This is a genomic window from Paenibacillus sp. SRL342 (assembly GCF_984798905.1).
The window spans coordinates 1364794-1383566 of sequence record NZ_OZ481790.1 but is presented as its reverse complement, the minus strand read 5'-3'; the positions used below and the strand labels follow the sequence as shown (position 1 = coordinate 1383566).

Genomic DNA, 18773 nt, shown 5'->3' with positions numbered 1-18773 from the left:
TTGAAAAACCTTGTGTGGTAGCATAAGGAAATGAGTGAACTTTGAGGGGATTTTGCTATCTTTATATCTTTCTCGATAATTGCTCTGAAATTTATTAAAGTTCTCCATTGCTTTATTAGAGAAGTTCTCCTAGTATTTTTAGTAAGAACACCCCCAGCAGCTCTCATCTGGCAATACCTTCACTGCCCATATGAGAGCGCTATCGCTGCAGCACGAAAGAAAACGGGAGGTTGCAGATATGAAATGGAATCACTTCAAGTCCAAGCTTCTGCTTAAGTACACACTATCCTATATCTCCATTTTCCTTATCCCTCTTGTTATTTTAACCATCATTATTTATCACAACGCTGTGAACACGCTCCGTTCAGAGATTGAACAGACCAATGTCAATCAGCTCACTCAAGCCAAAACCGTCATCGATGATCGCATGAAGGAATTACAGGACATCGCTTTTCGCATCGCGTACGATGAGCAGTTAACGCGGTATTGGACCCACCATCCGTACTATAGCCGGGAATCAATCGGTGCATTGGTCAAATACAAAGCCACCAGTTCCATTATCGATGAGTTATTCCTGTTCTTCCGCGGAGATGATAACATCTATTCTTCTCAAGGTTCTGAGAATCTGGATGTATTCACTGGCCGCTACAAATTTACTACGTGGAACAAAACAGACATGATCCGGGATTTGAATAACGTGCAGTCCCCCACGATACGTCCAGCGGAGCAGGTCGTCCAAGGAACCAGAATACCCAATTCCATGCTGGCCTATCTTGTACCGATTGCACCTAACAATACACCCGCCCATGGAACCGTCATGTACCTGATTCACGAGTCCAATCTGACAGGCTTAATTGATTCCATCCTCAGTGACTATCACGGGATGACGTATATTTTCGATAATTACGGGCAAGTACTGGCGGCCAATTACAAGGGAGAAATCATATCCGAGCAAGAAGTTAACGCTCTGTTTACTCTTGAACCCGGGACGCATAGCATCTCCTTAAATCAAGAACCACATTCGGTTGTATCTGTTAAATCGGATGCGGGTTGGACTTATGTGACCGCTATGCCCAGCAACCAATTTTTCAGCCGAATCGTTCATATTCGCACCTTTGTTGTTCTCGTTTTCTCCTTCATGGTGGTGATGGGCACGTTCCTCGCCATTATGTTGGCCCGGAGACAGTATCATCCGATTTCAGACTTAATGGAGTTCATTCGGTTGAAGAATGATCCTGATCCATCTTCCACCACCAACGAGCTGGAATGGATCAAGAAAACACTGCATGATTATAGTCAGCGTGTAGATCTTCAGGAGCCCTATGCCCGCAATCACATTTTGCTCATGTTGCTGAAGCATGGTCACACCGGAGATTTCCCCTCTGAGTTTACGGATAAGCTTGGCATACGCTTTAACCGATCCCATTATTTTGTCATGATCATGGGCTGGGAAATGCATGCTTTTCCTAACGGTGATAACCCCGAGCAACCTACTGTCATGCAGCTGATGAACGATGTGGAGCTGCCGGAGTTGTCCGCTTATGCTTACGGCGTGGAGCAGCCACAGGCAAACCAATTGGCCCTTATCATAGGATTTGATGCCGAAATAGAGCATGAAGGTAGCCTAAATGCCCGTATGGAGCCTATTGTTGAAAAACTGCAATGGATGGTGACAGATCACACCAGGGTCGCGCCCGCAATCGGGATAGGCAATCAGTACACTTATCCGAAACAGCTGAATCAGTCCTACATCGAAGCCTCGACCGCTCTGGAAGCATCGATGCTGCATGGACAGGGAAGCAGTACATACTTTAACGACCTTTCCGGTTCCGGTGTACAGGATTCTTCCTTCTGGGTCCCCAAGGATGTATTGTTGAAGCTGGTTCAGAGCTTGAAACAAGGCAGCTATGATGTGGCGGTTCAGATGGTGTCAACTGCATTGAATACCCTGAAATCCGAAATACCATCTGTACCGCTGCTGCGTTGCATCTGCTTTGATATTCTGAATACAATGCTCAAAACCGCTTCGGAGCTTGGAATCCATCATGTGGTTGATCAACTTCCAAGGATCACTTCCTACGACTCGTTGGAGGACTTGGAGAAAAAACTGACAGGCCTTGCCGCCGAAATCTGCGCCCATGTCGAGGCGAAGAGTGAGACGGAAGAAAGCTCTCTTATGGATGAAATCGTTGCTTATATCGATGCCAATTTCTCTGATTATGATCTCAGTCTGGGTACGATTTCATCAAAGTTCACGATCTCTTCATCCTATTTCAGTCGTTCTTTCAAAGAAAAGATCGGCATGAACTTTACCCAATATATCTGGCAGAAACGGATGGATGAGGTCATTCGACTACTGCTGCATACTACCGATCCGTTAAAAGATATCATCACGCGTGTCGGTTACCTGGATACACCAAACTTCATCCGCAAATTCAAAAAAGAGACGGGTTATACCCCAGGGCAATACCGTAAAATGCACCGTCCCAACGGCTCCGCCGATTCCCCTGATGATGACGACGAGGAATGTATTGGATAAAGGGAGACATCGTCTAACATGTGCCTGATTCATTAGACCGAACTAACGCAAACAAGGGGCCGTCCTATACGTCATGCTCATAACGTATAGGACGGCCCCTTCGTATGTTTTTAGTCCGTAGACATAATCTGATTCGTCGCGGCCGGCGGCCTTATCCGATTTTCCCAACCGGAAGATCCTTCAGCCCTTGATGCACTGCACCCAGCAAACGGTGAGTAGGATCACAACCGTACTCCCAGAACATGATTCCGGCCAGACCTTGTTCCTTTACGTAATCACATTTGCAATGGATCGATTCTTCATCATCATAAGATATGAGGCTGGACCCATTAAACAGAAACGGTGCACAGGCTTCCTCATCCCAATAACGGATGTATCCATTCTTGTTGATGTACTTCGCTTCCAGCTCTGCAAATGACGGACCGTAGCCGCCTGTGCTACCAGCCATTTGATGGAGCCCGTGGTTTTGGTCAGGAACCTCATTCCAGATCCGGGAATAGAACGCAGCTCCGATCACAATTTTCTCCTTCGGGACACCAGCGCGAACAAACAGGTTCACGGAAGCATCCGTACTAATTCGAAACAGATCTCCTGTTGGCGTGTACAGATTCGTATGGTGTCCGGTCAGAACCTGAAAACCGCCACGCATATCATAGGTCATCAACTGAACATAGTCCAGGTACTGCTGCACCTCGGCCATCTCTGTACCATCAACGTAGTATTGATCAGCCCCTGCCGCAATGGTGAGCAGATAATGACGGCTATCCTCGGCTCCCTTGGCATCCAGTGACTCCCGAATTGTCTTGAGTAGCAAGGTGAAATTCCGTTTATCATCAGGACTGGATGCGATACCAGCTTCACCATAACAAGGATACTCCCAGTCCAGATCAATCCCGTCAAAAGGGTATTCCTCCAACACCCGGACTGCCGATGCGGCCATGGTGTCCCTCCCCACTTGAGTTGAGGCGGCCTCTGAGAAACCGCCAGCACTCCATCCGCCAACAGACAACAGCACTGTAAGATTCGGATGCTCCCGCTTGATGTTCCGGATCACATGGCCGTTTTTTAAATGCTCGGTGGTGATTGCATCATTTTTGACATGTCCGAAGGCTACGTTCAGATGTGTTAACTTCGACAGATCCTCATGTGCCATATCGGGGAGAACTGAATCAACAGCATAACCCGCAGCAATATATTTGGTCACTCTCTTCACTCCAATCCGTTCGATGATTGAGATATCGCAGCAGCTATCTGCAAGGCTTCCTTTCCCGTACCGATCTTGTAACCGGAAGCCGTATAACGGATTTGATGCTGAGTATCCAGTACAAATAGATGTGGATAACCCGCTTCGTGAGCTGCAGGCTTCGAATTGAAGCCGGACAAGGAAGCATAACTGGAATCTCGTACAAAAACCGTACGTACAGGCAGCTTTGGATAACCAGCAGGGTCAAAGGCAGCGTTCCATTCTGCATCTCCGATTATGAGTACGATTGGTATACCCAGCTTATCCAGCGGCTCTGCCAGCTCGCACAGTTCACGAATCAGATGTTTGGTCGGTTCCCGCTCCGGTTCAATCCAGGCAGCAATGGCACCCTCCGATCCCAGAAGTTCCTCCAGTTCTACCTCTGAGCCATCCAGACGGGTCAGAATACTTTCTGGTACCAGTTTACCCAGTACAGGAATATCAACCTCATTCTCGCGATAAGATAATACAACCTCAGTGGTATCTCCGGCGCTCACGGTAAAGTAAATAAAGCGTACTTTAGCCGTTCCATCTTTCAGCCTAACGCCTGTCGTTAAGCGATAAGCGCCTGCCTCAACCTCATATGGCTCACTATAGACATCCGTACTGCCATAAGGATAAATCAATGTCGTGTAGATGCCATCTTTCAGACGGGCAAACGAGAAGTTTTCGAAATAAGATGCTGCAGGTGTGTCCTGTGGAGCTTTTATATCCCAATGAAGTTGGAGCATTCCCCAGCTTCTGCTCTCCTGAGTTAGAGGTGAGGTGAGACTAAATACTGCATCCTCCCAGCCTCTGTCACTTAGATACTGTGGTTTCTGTGCGCTCGGATGTAATCGGGCCGGAATACCCAAACTGCGACATACAGCCACAAACAAAATATCCAGCGACTGAGAGTCTCCCTTCATTAGACTATACGTCCCTATTGGATTCCCTTTGCCTTTTAGATTGGGAAGATCTTCATAGTATTCATACTGCTGTTCCAGTATTTGGGCAATTAGCGAGGGATTCTCCCTGAAAGTTGCCGCTTCATCTGCCGAAAAGGCATTCTGGAATACACCCCGATAAGGGACCAGCATCTCATAGGAGATCCGCGGACACAGGATGTATCTCACGAACGTATCTTCCGCCCATGACCCTTGCTGCGAGAGCGCACCGATCAGATGATCGTCCAGCGTCTGACGAAAGGTATCCATTAAATCTTTTTCATTCATCGACTCCAACAACCGGAGCGGCCACTCACCATATGCATTGGAACGTTCCTCCAGAAAAGCTGCGATTTCGCGACTGTTCCCTCGTGCCTTCCGTAGAATGTCCCATACCCGTTCCGAAGGCAGTCCAGCCGAACGAGCCAAAGCAAACGCCTCTTCCTCACTCAGGAATGTACCCTCATATCCACTCCGAATCTTCGTGCCTTCCTCCAGGCGGCGGTTGTGATCCCGGATCTTCTCTTCCGGTAATGCAGTCACTACTTCTCCCTCCCCTTCCGGAGGGGGAACCATATCAAAATCCACGATCCCTGATGGCTGCTCTGACGAGTTCAACACTAGCTCAACATGATCGCTGTCCTGAGCCTTGTATAGGATTTCACTCCACTTGCCGCCGCTGACCGCACGAATCAAAAGTTCGCCATAGCCTGTCTTAAAAGCAGCTTCCCCTTGTGCGTCCGTCCTGATTTCGGCAATCGGATAGAATTCAGCGGTATTGTACAGCTCAAAACGGACACTCGCGCCGAGTACAGGCTCTCCCTGTTCATTTTTCACCTTCACATAAATGTTGCGTGTGGGCGCATAGTTCTCAAGCAAATTAATTTCCGTAAATCCCTTCTCGGAGAGCGTTATATCCTCCGGTCCGGGATAGTCGGCATAGATCCTCGTATTAATCAGCATGGCCCTGCGGGCTGGCGGACTGAACCACCCTTGGTTCAGACGGGCTTCAGGCTCGCATGCCCCGATGTAATACCATTGACCATCTGCCCAGGCTTCTACCCAAGCATGGTTACTGTCACAGTGAGCCCAGCGCGGTGTGTAGACCTGACGGGCGGGTATGCCAATGCTGCGAAGAGCGGCCACCGCCAGCGTGGATTCTTCGCCGCATCGACCACGAGCATTCCGGATCATCGTCAGCGGTGATATCGTACGCAGATCGCTGCCAATATAGGTCGCTTTCTCATGACACCAGTAATTGGTCTCTAGAATGGCATCCGCCATGGATAACTTCGCTGTCCGCTCGGCTAATTCGTCATATATCAAACCGCGGAAATCTTCAATATTCTCCGTATTTATGCGATAAGGCAGTACAAAATGAAGGAACAAATGATCAGGAACGCGTTCTCCCCAAGGCACACGTTTGCGGGTGTCCAAAGCCTGGCGCACATGGCTCAAGAACAAGGCCCCGTTATAATCAGCCATGTCGTTTACCGGCATATAGGCATAGACATACTTCAGTGCCCATGTCTCTTCTTGCGTTAGCTCCTGCTGAAAAACATGAAACAATTCCGATTTGCGGGCCTCTGCAAAACGTACCTTCTCCTGGAACTTCTGCTCAATCCTCTCCAATGACTGTGCATCAAGGGAAAACACCAAGGTTTGGCTGGTCATTGCGTTCTCACTCCTTCCACAGCTTTCCGTCTTCCCGAATACAGATCAAGGCCGTGCCATCCGCGGAAGGCGCAGTAATCTGGAACAGGCTGCGAGTCGTTTCAATAACAGGCTCACAGCTCCACGATTCCTCACCCATAAGCAGCTTCACATCCTGTGTAAATTCACCATGGGTTTCATAATAATTGCGTTCACGGTAATAGAGCTTACGAAGCTCCCATTTGATTCGTTCGTCTTCCGTCAACTCAAACGAATGATCCGTTCCGTCATCCGAGAATACAACATAACCCCACAACTCCGGGTAATGCATATTGATGATGCCCATAGGTGACCACACCCAGTTGTCCTCCGGATAAGGTTTACCCGTATCTGGATTCAACACCTTGCGGTACTCACCGTCCTGTACCTCGGTTTGCCACTCCACACGCGAGAAGTTGACACGCCAGAACTCACCCGGCGCAGGTGGACGGTTTCCTTCGGCACATTCCTTTAGACTGGCCCAGGGAATCGCAACTTCCACGCTCCATTTCCGGTTCTCTGCATCAGGTCTGTTCAGTTCCCCATCGATATATACGGCCGTCTTGAGACCGCTGATATCCCAACCGTTAACCGGAGGCCCACCATCCCGATAAGGCTTCACTAATAACAGGTCCCATACCGTATTGAGCGCATTGATCTCGAACTCATAATATTGATGGGAATCCCCGTCGGGATCGATAAAAATTTCGAAGTCATTGTCATAAAAAATAACGGAATCACGTTCAGTCAGGGTAGCCCAGATCTGATCTTCAATCAGCTCGGCAGCAAAATAGAAATAGTCGTCATCCCACAGCATTTTTACCCGTGTCTGTTTCTCTGGCTTCGGACGAAGATCCCCTTCGATATCAACGAAATCATCCGTCCAATGAGCCGCATTCCAAAATGCCTTATCCACACGACCGTCTAACACCAACGGTTCCTGCGCACGCTTGCATATATAATGTTTGGGAGCATACTCAATCCTGGGTTCTGGCACTCCACTTCTGTTCATGTCACTCTCTCCAATTCGTAAGGGAGGGCATGCATCTACCAGCACATGCCCTCCCCGTAATGGTTAGTTATGGGTGACAACGGCTCCAGAGCCGCCGTACATTTCCAGCTCCTCATCAAATTCGAGCTTAAGAACGGTCACCTGTTCATGCGTGTCCTCCGGGGTCATCTTGATCCACGTTGTCCCCGGGATATTGAACCAAGGCACGCCCCCATGAATCTCATGATTCAGCTCTTTGCCCGAATGCAGCACGGTAATTTTCTTGATCGGATTGCAGAGACCCTTGATGCACACATTCTCTTTTGGATCGTCATACACAAACAGGTACAGCGTCTTTCGATCCTCGGATACGGTGCTTCCCCCCAGATAATAGCGGGGCATAATGCCTTCGCCCGTACCAAAGACGGCCTCTTCATGGGTTCGGATACATGCTCCCAGCCCAAGCAGAATGTCCTCCTGCCTCTGATCGATGGTGCCATCTTCACGCGGACCGATATCCAGCAACATATTACCGCCCATCGAAATGCAGTCACAGAACATTCGAATGATCTGATTTAACGATTTGTATTTATGATCGGTTGGCACATAACCCCATGATGTGTTGATCGTGGTGCAGAATTCCCAGGGTCCCTCCGGTCTTGTGATCGGAATGCCTTGCTCAGGCGTTTTGTAATCCCCATAACCCTGCAGACGGGAGTTAATGATAATATCCGGATTGAAAGATTGCAGGTAATGCTTGAACTCCGGCAGATTCCACTGCTGGGCGCTCCGTTCCCAGTCCCCATCAAACCACAGCAGATCCACCTTTCCGTAATTTGTTAAAATCTCTCCCAGTTGGTGGTTATTGAATTGCAGGAACTTCTGCCACTTTACCTGATCCTGAACGCCGTCCACAGGACTTGAATGCCGGTTGACTCTGCTGAGATCCTCGGGTACTTTTCCACCTTCATACACGCTAGGATAATCCGGGTGTGACCAATCAATCAGCGAGTAATACATCCCCAGATGAATGCCCTTTTCCCGAATCGCTTCCGCATATTCCTTCACAATGTCACGATTCGCTGGTGTCTGTTTGACAACATTGAGATCGCTATATTGCGTATCCCATAGAGCAACGCCATCATGATGCTTCGTTGTTAATACGGCATAACGGGCACCAGACTTCTCAATCAAGTCCGCCCACTTCTCCGCATTAAATTCCGATGCCGTAAAACCATCCAACTGTTTCATATATTCTTCATAGGATATCCTGCCATTATAGAAGGACCAGGATTCCGCAACCCCGTCCACCGCATAGATGCCATAGTGGATGAATATCCCCAGTTTGGCTTCTTCAAACCATTTCTGCATAGCTGTCCACACCTCTTTCGAGAGTCCTTATCTGTGAAAAATCTTTAGGTCATTCTCCAGTATTCCAGCGGTCATATGCCCCCTGATACAGTTCGATGATACGGTCACTGCCCATTTTCTTCATCTGTGCAATGTACTTATCCCAGTTCTCAAGTGGTTCCTGGCCGGTCACAAACTTCGCTTCCATCTGTTTGACGTACGTATCCAGGTCAGACAATAGAGCGGTTGCTTCGCTTTGCTCTTCATTCGTCAGATAAACGTTAGGAAATGGTGCTTTTCCGATAGGGACCAACTTCTCTTGATTTTGCTGGTCAATCCACTCATCAAATTCGGTGCGAAGACCCTTCGCTACATCCGGATCATTAATACCCGGTGTCAAGATACCAAAGTTCGGCGTGATTTTACCCCGGTATTCCTCACGATCACCGCCGCCAGGAACGGGGAGCCACTCTTTCACGTGATTTTCCTTGTCTTTGAATTTCCACAGCACACCTTCCGGACCTTGATTGAACAGGGTCGCACCTTCATAGCTGTATAAATAATCAATCCATCGCATCGTCGCCTCGGGTGACGGGTTGCTGCTTGTAATAGCAAAGGTACCGCGAGCCGACATGCCCGGATGCTTGCCGTACACCGGAGAGTCTGCAATCTCGCTTTTTACTGGCGTCATCAGCGGATGATCCGTGCTAGGTTCACCACCAAGCGTGAAGTATGGATGGTAATCGTTGAACAGTGCAAGTTTGTTGCTCTCACCTTTAGCTTTTTTCTGATCACCTGTTTGAGAGAAGGTCTCATGATCCAGCAAGTCTTCCTTCCACAAGCGGTTCATGAATGTCAGATAACCTTTGTAACCTTCTTCTTGATAAGGATAGTGAACTTTTCCGTCCTTATCGGAATAGATGCCTTCGTTGTACATTCCCCAGAAGCCGAAGAAAAACATGCGAAGATCATCCAGTTTTACAGAAGTAAGCGGTATTTCATCTTGCTGGCCATTGCCATTAGGGTCTTCTTCTTTTACACGCTTAAGATACGTATACAATTCTTCAGTAGTTTTGGGCTCTTCTACGTTAAGTGCCTTCAAGAATTCCCCGTTGTACCACATTGGGCCTCTATACCACACGGCCGCTTTATCAATGAATGGGAGTGCATACATATGCCCGTCAGGCGTTGTAAATGATTTACGAACATCCGGGTTCTCATCGAGAATCTTTTTGATATTTGGGGCGTAACCTTCGTCAATGTATTTTTCCAACGGAATCAGAATGCCCTGGCTACCATAAGTCACCTGCTCAGCTGGCTTGAGGTCCGCAGCATAGAACATATCTGGCAAGTCCCCGCTCGCGAAAACCAGATTTTTCTTCGTTTCAAAGCTGTCGATTGGTGAGAGCTGGTACTCCAGCTTGATGCCCGACAGTTTCTCCATTTCTTGCAGCACAGGCATCGTGCTCCAGTCAGCCACACCCGCATCCTGAGACATAACCTTTAACGTTAGCGTTTCGTCTACAATCGGGAAGCCTTCTTTTTTGACCCCTTCAACATTAGAGGTTGTGCTTCCGTCTTCATTGGTTGAACCACAAGCTGCAAGCAATGTTGCTAATAAGGTGAGACAGAGTGTAATGGATGAAGCCTTGCGAAGCTTTTTCATGACAACAACTCCCCTTGTTTAATGTGGTATATGGATTAAGATCATCCCTTAACGGAACCGATCATAACACCCTGCACAAAGTAACGCTGTAGGAACGGATAGACTGCAATAACCGGAAGGGTGGCAACAATAATGACGGCATATTTAACCAGCGCAGCGATCTCCGCTTTGGTATTCATCGCCGTTGCTGAAGACGTATCGATAGCGCCTCCCCCTTGAGCCGCCATTTCCTGAAGCACCAGAATCTGGCGCAGAAAGAGCTGCAGCGGGTACTTGGAGGAATCATTCAGATAGATCATGGCACTGAAGTAGCTGTTCCAGTGTCCAACTCCGTAGAAGAGTGCCATCACTGCAATGATTGGCATAGAAAGCGGAAGCACGATTTTGATGAACAACCGCGTGTTGGTACACCCATCAATATGCGCCGCTTCCTGCAGCTCCTTGGGAATGGTCGATTGGAAGAACGTCCGGCAAACGATAATATTCCAGATGGATGCAGCTCCTGGCAGTATAAGTGCCCACATGCTGTTCACCATACCAAGATCCTTAACCAGCAGGTAACTTGGGACAAGCCCTCCGCCGAAGAACATCGTTACCATAAACATCGCCATGAAGAATCCGCGTCCCACAAAGTCCGAGCGGCTGAGCGCATAGGCTGCGGGTAGTGTAACAATCAGGTTAACGATGGTGCCTACAACGGTATAGATAATCGTATTTTTGTACCCAATCCAGATGTTGGTGTTCTCAAATACCCGGGCGTAACCTTCAAACGTAATCCCTTTTGGAAGTAGCCACATCTCACCGGAGGCTACATATTTGGGATCACTGATTGAAGCACTGATGATGTATAACAGCGGATACAGCACAATGACGAGCGCTACCGTCAGATAGATGTAATTGCACAATAAGAACAATTTATCACTTCTGCTTTCTTTCACAGCGGATGACATGTGTATTCCCTCCTTTTACCACAGGCTGTTTTCACTGGTGCGGCGTGCAATCTGATTCACGGTAATAAGCAGAATCGCATTCACTACGGAGTTGAACAATCCCACCGCCGTAGAGAAACTGTACTGCGCATCGACCAGACCGGACCGATAGACAAATGTTGAGATGACATCGGACGAGCCCATGTTCAGCGGATTTTGCAGCAGCAGGATTTTCTCGAATCCGACGCCCAGAATACTGCCCATATTCAGAATTAACAAGATGGTGATCGTAGGGATGATCGCTGGAATGTTAATATGCAAAATCCGTTTAAACCGGCTCGCACCATCTACCACAGCCGCTTCATGCAGTTGCGGGTCCACACCCGATAGAGCGGCAAGGTATATAATGGTGCCCCAGCCTGCACTTTGCCAGACTCCCGACAGAACATACACTGTCTTGAACCACGCAGGGTCCGTCAGGAATTGAGGTGACTGAAATCCAAGGGCCTGTACCAAATTGACAATCATGCCTGACGATGGTGATAAAAAGGTAATGATCATCCCCGACATGACAACGACCGAAATAAAATGCGGTGCATACGTGACGGTCTGTACGGTACGTTTGAAAAAGGAGTCCTTTACTTCATTGAACGCTAACGCAAGAATGATTGGCAGCGGAAAACCTATGGCCAACTCATACAAGCTGATGCTAAGAGTATTCCATAGTAAATCCCAGAAATAATACGAATTGAAGAAACGGATGAAATGATCGAATCCGACCCATGGGCTTCCTGTGACACCAAGCGTTGGAATAAAGTTTTTGAATGCAATTTGTATGCCGTACATCGGACCATAATGGAATATCAGAAAGTATAGAAAGGCTGGCGCGATAAACAGATACAACTCCCAGTTCCGAATCGTCCTTCTCCATAATTTATTTTTCTTGCTGTTCGGAATCGTGTTTACCGCTAAGTTTTGCGTCGAGGGAGACTCCCCATTTAGCTGCATCAGTTGTTTCCTCCTTTTATAATGAAAATCCGGCCGTTTGTGAGGAAGAGCCCAGCACACCTGTTTAAATATAAGGAAGGATTTCCGAACCGTTTCCATGACGAGCAACTCTGTTCCCCTTCCTATTTGGTAACGCTTACATACTGAGTTTATGGATCATTCTCTAATTCGTAAATATGCCATTTCTATCTTCACTCTTAAAATCACGGAATATACTGTTATAACGGGGGTTTACACTTTTGTTATCAGCTTGTCATTGTCATTTTTGGGAAGTAAAACATGTAGAATTTGACCCTTATCCCTCCTTTAGATGTCATTTGGAGTTGTGTCCTACGAACTTGGAAAGATGTTGGATCTAAACGGAGGTTAGAAAACAGGCCTCAAAGTCAAAACCCACATACTTACCTGACCAGGGTGTTCATGTCTAAACGCATCATACTGCAGGGAAAGCCACTTAAATGTTAAATCGAAGTGTAATATTATCTTCCATATACCTATCGCATATTACATGCCTGTAATTGGCTTGCCCTTATTCTATAATTCTCCTCCCTCTTTCGTATATATGTTGTTTTTATCTTTGCCTATAGGATACATAAATGCCTGTAAACACTGGGAATATCGAGTCGTATATGTAGATTTTGCACAAGGCTTGTAAACTGGGTCCGGTGAGTTATTTGGAAAAAGACCATAATGTAAGCCGCTACGATAACACAATTTAGCTATATAACCTTAACAAATACCCATTATATATTTCATAGATTATATATTTATGTTAATAAACATAACATAAATGATTTATAAAACTTCATAAAGTGTAATTTAAATTATCATACAAAGGAAAAGTTGTCATGTAACCCGACTGAGATGAATTCACTTCAACTCAAATGAAAAACCCACCTTCCATACATATATGGAAGGTGGGTTTGAGGATACATATCCGTTTAATCAGCGTTTAGTTTGTATGGTTTGCAGTGAATTTACTTACCAGAAGGTTGAGCTTCTGCCGTATATCCCGTTGGGATATCCGTTTCTGCGGTCACATTTGTGATAACCATCGGATACATCATGTCTGGATCAGGTTGAATAATGGAGTAGAGCACGATAGCGCGTCCATCCTTCTCCAATTTCACATCATCAATCTTCAATCCATAACCAGGGTGTGGCATTTCAGCACTGAGTTTAACTTTGGTTGTTTTGTCATCAACCTTCGTCGTTGTTACTTCAGGTACAATCGCTTGTTGGCCTTCACCTGGATTAGTTGGAGCTGGCTCTGCCGAGCCGCCATTGCCGTGTTTATCCACAAATTCAAGTGCATTGAAGATCATGCTTGCAGCCTCCATACGGGTAAGCGACTGATCTGGACGGAAGTTACCGTCCTTATCCAGTTCAATGATGTTCATGTTCAGCAGGTTCTGGACTGCAGATATGGCGTCCTTACCGATTTTATTTTCGTCCTTAACAAGATTATACTTCATGATGACCGGATAATTCCCGGTTGTGTTAATCCCTTCATGTAGCAAAATGACAAACAGTTCACGCGTCATCTTGCCCTGCGGGTTCACTTCAACCGGAATGGACAGTCCATTCTGAGTAGCGGCTTGAACAGCGTCAGCATACCAAGTGTCCGGACTGATTTTATTCTGAGCGGATGCTTCCGCAAATTCATTTTTCAGACCAAATGCATTTACAATCAGTTGAACACCCTGTGGCTCGGACAATGCAAGATCTGGACGGAACAGATCCGCTGTTACTCCGTTAACAATGCCTTTTGATTTCAATGAATCTACAACCGACTTCTGCCCTTCATCCTTCACATCTGTGAAAGCAAATACCGATGCACCTCCTGCTGTCAAAGAAACGCAGAGCGCAAGTGTTGCAGCCAATCCTTTTTTATGTTTCATTTCCTGGCACCTCCATATGTTTAGTAAAGCCTATTTGTTACCTCTTCATTCCTACAGACGGGGTATCCCTAGAAAATGTTTCAGTAATTTCGACATCTGGTGAATACAACACGAGAACACGGCATACAACTCTTCTCCGCTGTCACTAATCGGGGCCACCTACTATTGCTAACTTGCTTCGTTGACATCCCATCGGATTAGCGCAAAAATAAGAATAGAGAAATCCATCGGATGACGGATAAACAACGAACTGGATCGCATACAGTAAGAGGGCACGACGCGCTAATAACAGGTGTCGGCCCTTTTCTTGACTCCACCTGCCTGAACTGACTTCACCTATAACAAAAGGAGAACAACGCTTATGTCCAAGAAAGGATTACTTCGCGGTTATGTTGTGTCGAACTGGCCTGTTTATCTGGTTGCTGTTCTTCTGATCATCGCCTCCAATGTCGGGCAAGCATCCCTGCCCCGCATACTCGGCAGCTTCACGGATCAGTTGATGCAGAACTCTCTTCAGATGCAGACGGTCGTAAGGTACAGCCTGTCCCTTCTGGCTATTGCCATCGGGTATAATCTGCTGTTCGGTACCGGGCAATTCATGATTATGAAGCTGGGTCGACGCTTCGAATTCATGACACGTGAGCGTATATTCAGTAAGTTTTCCGAACTTAGTGAGCACTATTTCTCCAAACAGGGAAACGGAAAGCTGCTCAGTTATGTCATGAATGACGTGACTTCCGTCCGTGAAGCGATATCCAATGGCGTAACACTTATGACCAATGCTACTTTCCTGCTGTTATCCTGCATAGTCATGATGCTGCTTAGCGGGATTCCACTGACGCTCATTCTGATCAGTGTTGTGCCCTTGTTGGCGATTCCATTTCTGGTCGTGTTTTTCGGTCCGCGAATTCGCAAGCGCTCTCGTGACGTACAAGAGGCCCTTGCGACCATGACGGAGTCCGCAGAAGAACAACTGGGTGGTATTCGCGTAACCAAGACATTTGCCATCGAAGACAGTGCCCGTGAACGTTTTGGAACCACCGTCGATGCGATCAAAAGCAAACAGCTGCGGCTTGTCCGCCTGTCTTCCCTGTTTCAGGCTTTGCTCCCGCTGCTGGGAGCGATCTCATTGGTTGTTTCCCTTCTTGTCGGAGGTATTATGACCATGCAGAATTCTATTACACTCGGGAGTTTTGTCGCCTTAACCTTATATCTGCGCATTATTATGGGACCGCTTCAACAGATCGGCAATGTTATTAATACCGTTCAGCGCTCAGGCGCATCACTGGAGCGGGTAAATGACCTGCTCAGCGAAGTAGCGGATGTACGTGAACTCCCTGAAGCCACAGCGCTCCAAACCGTACAAGATATCACCATGGAGAATCTAACCTTCTCCTATCCAGGCAGTTCATCTCCTGCTCTCAAAAACATTCAACTCCATATCCGTGCCGGGCGAACGGTCGGTATTGTAGGCAAGACCGGCTCAGGTAAAAGTACCCTCGTTAAGCTATTGCTGCGTACATATGAACCACCTGAAGGAACAATTCGCATCAATGGTACCGATATTCGGCAGCTGTCGCTGGAAAGTCTAAGAACGCGCATCGCCTATGTCCCTCAGGATGGATTCCTGTTTAGTACCACCATCCGGGATAACATCGCATTCAGCGACCGGGAAGTATCGCTGGATACGGTGGAACATAGTGCACGGCAAGCCATGATCTATGACAATATTGTCCGTTTTCCTGATCGCTTCGATACACTGCTTGGCGAACGTGGACTCACCTTGTCTGGTGGACAACGTCAGCGAACCAGCCTTGCAAGAGGACTGATCAAACAAGCACAGTTACTTATTCTGGATGACAGTATGAGCGCGGTTGATGCCGTCACGGAGAGTGGTATTCTGCGCAGTTTGCGCGAGATCGGCAAGGGCAAGACTACATTAATCATCTCTCACCGCATCAGCGCAGTCCGTCATGCGGACGATATTATCGTTCTGGATGAAGGGCGAGTTGCTGAACAGGGAACACATGCTCAGCTGATGGCTGCCAAGGGATTATATGCGGCCACCTACCGTTTGCAGGAGGAGGGATTACATCATGTCTAAAGCTAACGCTGAACTTCACCCAGATGCAGAGGCCGATCAGAGTAAACGAACTTCGTTTAAGGCCATGATGGCATACGCCAAACCGCATAAATGGGCTTTTGCCGGTATCTTCTTCTGTTCACTGCTTGGCATATCGGCAGATTTGTTACAACCCTATCTGGTGAAGATCGCCATCGATGATCATCTGGCCGTGGGCCAGACCAGTGTGGGCTTTCTCGTTCAGCTCGCAGCCATCTTTCTTGGGCTGGCTGTCATCAGTTTTATTTTTACCTATATCCAGAATAATCTGTTGCAGCACGTAGGACAGAACATTGTATCCCGGATCAGAAAGGACCTGTTCAAGCATATCTCCAAAATGTCCATGTCCTTCTTTGACCGTTTTCATATCGGCAGTCTGGTTACAAACGTATCCAGTGATACGGAGACCATCAGCAGCTTTTTCACTCAAGTACTGCTCAGTCTGATTCGGGATGGTATGATGCTGGTGCTCATTATCGTCTTTATGTTCCAACTTGATCCTGTGCTGGCGACATACTCCCTGATCGTTCTGCCTGTCATTGCGGTGGTGGCTGTATTATTCCGTAGTCGACTGCGGAAAGCTTATCAAAATGCGCGTACCCGGCTTTCCCGTTTGATCGCATTTACAGCAGAGAACCTGTCCGGCATGTTCCTGATTCAGGCTTTTCACCAGGAAGAAGAACAGAAGAAACGTTTCTCGGAACAGAACGCACTTCATCTGAAAGCCAACATTGCGCAAGCCCGCTCCAATGTCATCTTCAACCGAACGTTTGATATCCTTGGCAATGCGGCACTGGTCATGATGGTCTGGCTTGGAGGTCGCGCCGTACTGGGTGAGTCCCTGCAAGTCGGGGTATTGTATGCATTTATCAGCTATATCCGTCAGTTCTTTCAACCGATTAACCAGATTACGATGCAATGGAATACATTCCAGTCCACGACCGTTTCGATGGATCGCATCTGGAACATTCTGAATACACGGCCTGAAGTTGCTGATCCCAAACCCGGGATGGCCTCCTCGCTTGAACCACAAAATGTGATGGGCCAGATTGATTTTAATGATGTGTCGTTTGGTTATCTGGCTGACCGGCCCTTGATTCAGCAGATGAACCTGCACCTCTATCCGGGTGAAATGGTAGGTATTGTGGGCACAACAGGCGCTGGCAAAAGCACCCTGATCTCCCTGCTCAATCGCTTCTATGATGTAGACAAGGGCAGTATCGAGATTGATGGTACCGATATCCGGCATCTGCCGCAGGCTAAGCTTCATCGGATCGTCGGTCTGATTCAACAGGAACCCTTCCTGTTCTCCGGTTCCATTATTGATAATGTGAGGATGTTTCGTGAGGATATTACGCGAGAGCAGGCAATTGAGGCCTGCCGATTTGTCGGAGCACATGCGATGATTTCACGTTTGCCTCAAGGATATGATACGCATCTATCCGAACGCGGAAGCGGACTGTCCGCCGGGGAGCGGCAGTTGATCTCATTTGCCCGGATTGTGGTATTTCAGCCCCGAGTGCTCATCCTGGATGAGGCAACCGCCAATCTGGACTCACACACCGAACAGCTTGTGCAGCAGGCGCTGGAATCGGTATCCCAGGGACGCACCACCATTGTCATTGCTCATCGTCTGTCCACTGTGATGCATGCTGATCGAATTCTGGTGATGGAGAATGGTGAGATTGTGGAGGAAGGACCGCACCAGGAACTAATCGCAGCCAAAGGTGTATATGCAGACTTGTACACCCATGCGCGTGATGCAGGTAAAAATTCAGCTATATCAGGGTAATGAACCTGAGTTATAGTAGATAGAGAACGTTGAACATGCCGCTCTGCTTATGCAGGCGGCACGTTTGGCATATCGATCAGCATAGTTAATTAGGAGGAACATCTATGCAACAACCCGAAACACCCAAGCGTGACCATCAGCAGATTCGTTACCAACGCAGCACAGCTCTATGGAAAGGAAGTTTATGCTTCCTGTTCCTTCTCTTGTGCGTGAGCTTATTATGGATCATCGTGGACGGACAAGCCGAAAGACTGGAGACGATATACTATTCCATTGCAGCCGTGCTGGGTATGTGGTTGATCGGTCCATTGTTCTTCATGTTCCTGTCTCGACTAACCAGAACTCCCACTGTTTTGTTGTCTTGGGATGATGATGCGTTGAGCACGGGCAAACGGAAGATTCCTTGGAGCCAGATTCGCAAAGTTGAACTCGCCTCACCCGCCCGTAGTAAGTGGCTACTATCCACCTCACCCATGTTCGTCCTGTACCTGAAGGACGGCACGCGATCTCACGTTCAGACCGATCACCTGCTCAGCAAAAAAGAGCTGAATCAGGCAGTGACTTTGCTTCAGCAGGCTTTACAGGAACAGCAGCAGGATCGTTGAGCATCGGGA

Annotated in this window: 12 protein-coding genes; 4 read left to right on the top strand and 8 right to left on the bottom strand. The window is 47.7% G+C overall.

The features are described from left to right. The first annotated feature begins 238 nt into the window (after positions 1-238). Complete coding sequence (locus AC4E8D_RS06115) at positions 239-2539, top strand: helix-turn-helix domain-containing protein (protein WP_221819051.1); 2301 nt, start codon at positions 239-241, stop codon at positions 2537-2539. A gap of 151 nt (positions 2540-2690) precedes the next feature. Here AC4E8D_RS06115 and AC4E8D_RS06110 read toward each other — a convergent pair whose 3' ends face one another. The 8 genes from AC4E8D_RS06110 to AC4E8D_RS06075 all read right to left on the bottom strand — a co-directional run bounded on the left by AC4E8D_RS06110 (position 2691) and on the right by AC4E8D_RS06075 (position 14245). Further along, a complete protein-coding gene (locus AC4E8D_RS06110) occupies positions 2691-3743 on the bottom strand; it encodes a glycoside hydrolase family 18 protein (protein WP_221819050.1) in 1053 nt (350 codons plus the stop codon). Between the two features lie 5 nt (positions 3744-3748). After that, on the bottom strand, positions 3749-6382 hold the full coding sequence (locus tag AC4E8D_RS06105) for a transglutaminase family protein (RefSeq protein ID WP_221819049.1): 2634 nt from the start codon (positions 6380-6382) through the stop codon (positions 3749-3751). 7 nt (positions 6383-6389) lie between these two features. Then, positions 6390-7412: a carbohydrate-binding family 9-like protein gene (locus tag AC4E8D_RS06100; protein ID WP_221819048.1), complete on the bottom strand. Its 1023-nt coding sequence runs from the start codon at positions 7410-7412 to the stop codon at positions 6390-6392. A gap of 63 nt (positions 7413-7475) precedes the next feature. Next, a complete protein-coding gene (locus tag AC4E8D_RS06095; RefSeq protein ID WP_221819047.1) occupies positions 7476-8762 on the bottom strand; it encodes an alpha-L-fucosidase in 1287 nt (428 codons plus the stop codon). A 49-nt stretch (positions 8763-8811) separates the two neighbouring features. Next, positions 8812-10407 (bottom strand): extracellular solute-binding protein, encoded by a 1596-nt coding sequence (locus tag AC4E8D_RS06090; RefSeq protein WP_221819046.1) that lies wholly within the window; start codon positions 10405-10407, stop codon positions 8812-8814. 41 nt (positions 10408-10448) lie between these two features. Continuing rightward, the gene (locus tag AC4E8D_RS06085; RefSeq protein WP_036668765.1) at positions 10449-11357 is read right to left on the bottom strand and encodes a carbohydrate ABC transporter permease; all 909 of its coding nucleotides are present in this window, start codon (positions 11355-11357) and stop codon (positions 10449-10451) included. A gap of 15 nt (positions 11358-11372) precedes the next feature. Then, positions 11373-12344, bottom strand: a complete 972-nt coding sequence (locus tag AC4E8D_RS06080) for an ABC transporter permease (RefSeq protein WP_221819045.1) — start codon at positions 12342-12344, stop codon at positions 11373-11375. A 977-nt stretch (positions 12345-13321) separates the two neighbouring features. Further along, on the bottom strand, positions 13322-14245 hold the full coding sequence (locus AC4E8D_RS06075; protein ID WP_221819044.1) for an S-layer homology domain-containing protein: 924 nt from the start codon (positions 14243-14245) through the stop codon (positions 13322-13324). Positions 14246-14606: 361 nt separating this feature from the next. Between AC4E8D_RS06075 and AC4E8D_RS06070 the strand changes: the two genes are divergently transcribed. From AC4E8D_RS06070 to AC4E8D_RS06060, 3 genes are all read left to right on the top strand, one after another. Further along, positions 14607-16349: an ABC transporter ATP-binding protein gene (locus AC4E8D_RS06070; RefSeq protein WP_221819043.1), complete on the top strand. Its 1743-nt coding sequence runs from the start codon at positions 14607-14609 to the stop codon at positions 16347-16349. Continuing rightward, entirely contained in the window at positions 16342-18159 is a 1818-nt protein-coding gene (locus tag AC4E8D_RS06065) for an ABC transporter ATP-binding protein (RefSeq protein ID WP_221819042.1), read from the top strand. Before AC4E8D_RS06070 ends, AC4E8D_RS06065 begins: the two co-directional genes overlap by 8 nt. Before the next feature lie 104 nt (positions 18160-18263). Continuing rightward, entirely contained in the window at positions 18264-18764 is a 501-nt protein-coding gene (locus AC4E8D_RS06060; RefSeq protein ID WP_221819041.1) for a DUF5381 family protein, read from the top strand. Positions 18765-18773: the final 9 nt, after the last annotated feature.

Coding starts and splice junctions, on each gene's coding strand:
- AC4E8D_RS06115 (WP_221819051.1), top strand. CDS start 239: ATGAAATGGAATCACTTCAAGTCCAAGCTTCTGCTTAAGTACACACTA.
- AC4E8D_RS06105 (WP_221819049.1), bottom strand. CDS start 6,382: ATGACCAGCCAAACCTTGGTGTTTTCCCTTGATGCACAGTCATTGGAG.
- AC4E8D_RS06100 (WP_221819048.1), bottom strand. CDS start 7,412: ATGAACAGAAGTGGAGTGCCAGAACCCAGGATTGAGTATGCTCCCAAA.
- AC4E8D_RS06095 (WP_221819047.1), bottom strand. CDS start 8,762: ATGCAGAAATGGTTTGAAGAAGCCAAACTGGGGATATTCATCCACTAT.
- AC4E8D_RS06090 (WP_221819046.1), bottom strand. CDS start 10,407: ATGAAAAAGCTTCGCAAGGCTTCATCCATTACACTCTGTCTCACCTTA.
- AC4E8D_RS06085 (WP_036668765.1), bottom strand. CDS start 11,357: ATGTCATCCGCTGTGAAAGAAAGCAGAAGTGATAAATTGTTCTTATTG.
- AC4E8D_RS06080 (WP_221819045.1), bottom strand. CDS start 12,344: ATGCAGCTAAATGGGGAGTCTCCCTCGACGCAAAACTTAGCGGTAAAC.
- AC4E8D_RS06075 (WP_221819044.1), bottom strand. CDS start 14,245: ATGAAACATAAAAAAGGATTGGCTGCAACACTTGCGCTCTGCGTTTCT.
- AC4E8D_RS06070 (WP_221819043.1), top strand. CDS start 14,607: ATGTCCAAGAAAGGATTACTTCGCGGTTATGTTGTGTCGAACTGGCCT.
- AC4E8D_RS06065 (WP_221819042.1), top strand. CDS start 16,342: ATGTCTAAAGCTAACGCTGAACTTCACCCAGATGCAGAGGCCGATCAG.
- AC4E8D_RS06060 (WP_221819041.1), top strand. CDS start 18,264: ATGCAACAACCCGAAACACCCAAGCGTGACCATCAGCAGATTCGTTAC.